Here is a 4,821-nt window from a genome sequence, read left to right as displayed (position 1 = left end):
AAAAAATCCAGAAATTTAGAAAATCCCTCAGACCTCACTTATGCAACAAGGTCCAGGGCTATTGTTACAAACGAAGGCCAATATTTTGAAATTAATCTAGAAATAGGAAAATTCATTGAGGGGACAAGCTATCCAGAACCGCTCTCAAGAGCTCGTTTTGAAAAAAGCAGCCTATTTGATAATGATCAGAAAATTTGTCATATTCTGTATAGCAGAAGAAAAATTTTTCTTGTGGAAAGCACTCTTGGAAGTGCAGACTTATCTTATATGGACCTCCAAAGAGAAGAAAAGGAGTCTTATCTATGGAAAATCCTAAAAAATGGGCCCACCTTTCAAGTAGCACATATTTTTGGTAGTCAAGTTTTTGGTAGTCAAAACACGTTTGAAATGCTCAATTCAGCAGGAGAGCGTCTAAGACATTTTGCAATTCCTGGTTTTAGTCATCGGGATTCTTCCATCACTATTACGAATGATTATGTAACTTATACCAAAGCTGATACGAGTTCACTTGTAACTATTAATATAGAATCTGAAAAACAAAAAGAATATCCTGATCTTACTGGAACATTATGTGGTTCAGCTGGTAAGTGGTCCTTGTTTAGCTCTATATTTTCTGACACTCAGAATGAAATCAAAATAATTGATTTAGAATCAGGAAATATTACATCCATTGGGCTTTTCGAAACTGAATGGGGGTTTTTACGTAATTTTGAAACTTATGAAGATACTAATATTTTCTGGACTAACTGTAATGCAGCTAGAGGGGAGTGCAGCTTATTTCACTTCAATTTTTCCACACAGAAACTTGAAATGACTCCCACAAACATACGTGTAGATCATTTTGCTGTTTCTGGGGATGGCAAGGTTGTAGCCTATGATCCAAAGAAGAATTTTATGGAAGTTCTTTTTAACTTAGAAAGCCGAGTACTACGGTTGCCTGCAGTCATAATATAGTATGCTTAAGATTTCTCTTGCCTTGAGTCGAAAGACTAAAAAAGGCAGTTCTTGCCCCACACCTTAAAATCACTTACAATCCGTCCATGAAGTTTGTGGTGATAGCGTTGTTTTTTTTACTGGCGGGATGTCAGAGCAGTTTTCCTGACCTGACCTATGCCCCTGACCATGAAAAAGCGCCCCTCTCACCCGAGGAGGTTCAAGCAGACATTCGCCAATTGAAAGCAGAGAAAGCAAAACTAGAATCAGACGTGATCTAGGATGGATACCTCTGCTCAGCTTTTAAAAAACCAACCCTGGACATCCTATAATAATAAAAAATGGGCCTTAAAGTCTTTCGATGAACGCCTGTACCACCACCTTTTACAATCCCATGATTTGCCTGACATTATAGCCCGCCTGCTGGCCCAGAAAAACATCCAACCAGATGAAGCCCCCCATTATCTTTCCCCGAAATTAAAAGATTTACTCCCCTCCCCTGCTTCCATCAAAAATTTAGAACAAGCCGTTGATCGTTTATATAAAGCGTTTCAGAACAAAGAAAAAATTACTGTGTTTGGTGATTATGATGTGGATGGAGGAACTTCCACAGCCTTACTAATTAATTTTTTTAAGGCCCTTGATTACCCCCTAGATTTTTACATTCCCGATCGCCTGACTGAGGGTTACGGCCCCAACCCCAAAGCCTTTGAAACTATCCGGGAACGGGGCACATCGTTGCTGATCACCGTTGACTGCGGCACAACGGCGGAAGAATCTTTAAAACACGCCCAAACATTGGGATTGGACGTGATTGTCATTGACCACCACACCTGTGAAAAAGCGCCCAGTCTGCCCAACACCCTCATCATCAACCCGAACCAACCAAATGACACTAGTGGGTTGACTTATTTGTGTGCCGTGGGGGTTACATTCATGGTTCTGGTGGGATTTGTGCAGCGGTTGAAAAAAGAAAATTTCACGCCCATTCCCGATCTGCGGCATTTTTTAGATTTGGTGGCTCTTGGGACTGTGTGCGATATGGTGCCGCTTATCAAACTCAACCGAGCCTTTGTGCGCCAGGGGTTAGAAGTCTTCAGGCATGCGCCCAACTTTGGTCTAAAAATTCTCAGTCAATTGGCTCAGATAACTGGTCCCTTAGAGGCTTATCATTTAGGATTCGTCCTGGGTCCTCGTATTAACGCCGGGGGGCGCCTACAAGACAGCACCCTGGGGGTTCGCCTGTTGACCACAAATTCCCTTGAAACTGCCCAGACTATTGGCGCCCAACTGTGTCAGCTTAACCGAGACCGGCAAACTCTGGAGAATGCAGTTTTTACCCAAGCTGTGCAGCAAGTGCTGGAAGCAAAATCAGAGAACGATCCCCTGATCTGCGTGCATTCTGATGGTTGGCATCCCGGCGTCATTGGTATTACGGCCAGTCGGTTAAAGGAGCATTTCGACAAGCCCACTTGCGTCATTAGCTTTGATGAAAAAGGTCATGGCAAAGGATCAGGCCGGTCTGTCAAAGGACTGCATTTGGGAAACTTAATGTTGGATGCCCACAAAAAAGGATTTTTGCTGAACGGCGGTGGGCATAAAATGGCCGCCGGGTTCAGCTTAAATCAAGAGCAGCTGCCTGCCTTTCGCAAATTCTTGAAAGAGCATGCTTTTGTGAACGAGGAAGAGACTGTTTTGAATGTTCATTCCCTGTTAGCGCCCACGGGCATTACCCTGGAAACCATTGAGAAAATGGACCAGTTGGCCCCCTTTGGCTGCGAAAACCCGAAGCCTAAAGTTTTGTTACCCTTCATGTATGTTGATTTTATTCAAGAGCGAGGGGAAAGTCATTTAGCCTGTACGTTGAAGTCCGAAACGGGCCACAAGGTTGAGGCTATGGCCTTCCGCGCTAAGGGCACCCCTCTGGAAAAGGCCCTTAAAACCCACAAGTCCCAGCCCTGCCATATGATTGGCACCTTAAAAATAGATCACTGGAATGGCCGAAAAAAGATCGTCTTTCTGATTGATGATTGTCTGTTGACATAGGGAGCCAGCTTTCTTTACTCTCCTAGCCCACACTACATGGCGTCCCGCCATGGTTTTTCCGCAGCAGCCTGGTTGTCATGGCTCTTCGAGCCTCGCAAAGACCGGAACGGGGCAGTTTCACGGTAAGTACTTCAAAAAGATCTTTCCCTAACGCCGAAAAACAATAGAAGATATTATTGTGGTCTTACCTCCAAATGAGTAGGGTTGACCTGGGTGACTAATCCTAATAAAACCATTGCCAGTAACCTCAATAGAACCGCCACATTCAAACCGCAGTAGGGGGTTGAGGATAACATCTAAACTTTTGGGTATATTCAACTTTTCAATTCGAAAACAGTCCGAAGATAAAGTGAATTCAAACTTAAAGGGGGGGGCAAAACAGGAGAAATTAGTTACCTTGCCAATTGGAGCCATGTATGAGTCATTCCAGGCTAATAGTGCATCTCCATCTTGTATATCCCATAAAAAAACACCAAAGCCCCCAGGAGCCCAACTTACTTCCAAACGAAATCTTGGCTCAGAAAGTGTTTGCTGTATCTTGTTTATAATTAACTCAGCTTCAGCGCCCTCTACCGTTTGCAAAAAGCCATTGCCGCGGTTTTCTGGATTAAATATCACCCAAGGAACCGCCCACATCTGTTCCGGAGAATACCCTACGACATATCCTCTAATGTCTTTAGGAGGGGGCACAGAAGGCACACTAAGAATATGTCCATATACTCCATAAACAGATGATGGATCATAGGAATCGCAGGAATCGCAATTGCGGGAACCCTCCTCAGTCAGAAAGTGAAAAATAGCTTTAGATGACGCTATTTGCTCTTCTGGATCTGAATCTGCAGCGACTGCAGCGCAAGCAGTTTCTATACCCACTAGACCTAACAATGAAATTAAGAAAGCACGTATGATCATGATATATCTCCTTTTTTTCAGAGATTATCAGATGTAAAAAAGCATTCATAGAGTGTTATGAAAAAAAGATTCCCCCAACTCCTTAGTTTCGCGAAGTACTCAGCCAAAAAGATAGGTTTTATGAAAAAACCCAGATTTGTCTGTGCACTACTTCGTGGAGTAATACACAGACAGATCTGGGTTTCTGGAAGATAGCTGGATTGCTTCGTCGGCCTGCGGCCTTCTCACAAAGACGAGTTTTTGCGTCGAGTATAAGTGAAATAATCGGCGCAAAAAAAAAGCCCTTAAGAAGCCTGGCAACGTCCTACTTTCCCATACGTCTAGGTATAGTATCATTGGCGCTGAGGACTTTCACGGTCGAGTTCGGGATGGGATCGGGTGTTAATTCCTCGCTATAACCACCAGGCTACTTAAGAGCTTTTTAATTTCTTAAAAAGTAAATAATTTGACAACAAAATTTTTCTGATCTGCTTCTTAGGCCTTATAAAGGGCTCTTTGTAAAAGAATTCTAAGAAGTTTTGAGGGCCCTGCCTAAGCAAGGCCGCTCACAGATCATTAAACACAAGGTTTTGCAATTCAAAACAAATTTCACTGTACATGAAATCTGATAAAGCCAATGGAGGGATTAGTATTGGTTAGCTACACGTGTTACCACGCTTCCACATCCAACCTATCAACGTCGTGGTCTACAACGCCTCTCGTAGGAAAAACTAGTTTCTAGGTGGGTTTCCCGCTTAGATGCTTTCAGCGGTTATCCCGTCCGTACATAGCTACCCGGCGATGCTCTTGGCAGAACAACCGGTACACCAGAGGTACGTCCACCCCGGTCCTCTCGTACTAGGGGCAGATCCTATCAATTTTTCAACACCCATGGTAGATAGGGACCGAACTGTCTCACGACGTTCTGAACCCAGCTCACGTACCACTTTA

The 4,821-nt window shown here is 43.6% G+C and carries 4 protein-coding genes and 2 rRNA genes; 3 read left to right on the top strand and 3 right to left on the bottom strand.

Annotated features, from left to right (window positions below; translation table 11 throughout):
* The 3 genes from WCG05_05595 to recJ form a co-directional block, all read left to right on the top strand.
* Positions 1 to 954: hypothetical protein (locus WCG05_05595; GenBank protein ID MEI8321452.1), on the top strand; the 954-nt coding region annotated here is incomplete at its 5' end.
* Between the two features lie 86 nt (positions 955 to 1,040).
* Positions 1,041 to 1,214: a hypothetical protein gene (locus tag WCG05_05590; protein ID MEI8321451.1), complete on the top strand. Its 174-nt coding sequence runs from the start codon at positions 1,041 to 1,043 to the stop codon at positions 1,212 to 1,214.
* A gap of 1 nt (position 1,215) precedes the next feature.
* Entirely contained in the window at positions 1,216 to 2,979 is a 1,764-nt protein-coding gene (gene recJ / locus WCG05_05585) for a single-stranded-DNA-specific exonuclease RecJ (protein MEI8321450.1), read from the top strand.
* A 147-nt stretch (positions 2,980 to 3,126) separates the two neighbouring features.
* Here recJ and WCG05_05580 read toward each other — a convergent pair whose 3' ends face one another.
* The 3 genes from WCG05_05580 to WCG05_05570 all read right to left on the bottom strand — a co-directional run.
* Complete coding sequence (locus tag WCG05_05580; GenBank protein MEI8321449.1) at positions 3,127 to 3,891, bottom strand: hypothetical protein; 765 nt, start codon at positions 3,889 to 3,891, stop codon at positions 3,127 to 3,129.
* A gap of 291 nt (positions 3,892 to 4,182) precedes the next feature.
* Positions 4,183 to 4,297: ribosomal RNA gene (rrf, locus tag WCG05_05575) — 5S ribosomal RNA — on the bottom strand.
* 198 nt (positions 4,298 to 4,495) lie between these two features.
* Positions 4,496 to 4,821, bottom strand: a 23S ribosomal RNA gene (locus WCG05_05570); the annotation flags it as partial.

This window comes from Alphaproteobacteria bacterium (assembly GCA_037146715.1).
Lineage (GTDB): Bacteria > Pseudomonadota > Alphaproteobacteria > UBA7879 > UBA5542 > JBAWWO01.
Note: the sequence above shows the minus strand (reverse complement) of the source record. Positions and strands in the feature narration are given on the sequence as shown.

Coding starts and splice junctions, on each gene's coding strand:
- recJ (MEI8321450.1), top strand. CDS start 1,216: ATGGATACCTCTGCTCAGCTTTTAAAAAACCAACCCTGGACATCCTAT.
- WCG05_05590 (MEI8321451.1), top strand. CDS start 1,041: ATGAAGTTTGTGGTGATAGCGTTGTTTTTTTTACTGGCGGGATGTCAG.
- WCG05_05580 (MEI8321449.1), bottom strand. CDS start 3,891: ATGATCATACGTGCTTTCTTAATTTCATTGTTAGGTCTAGTGGGTATA.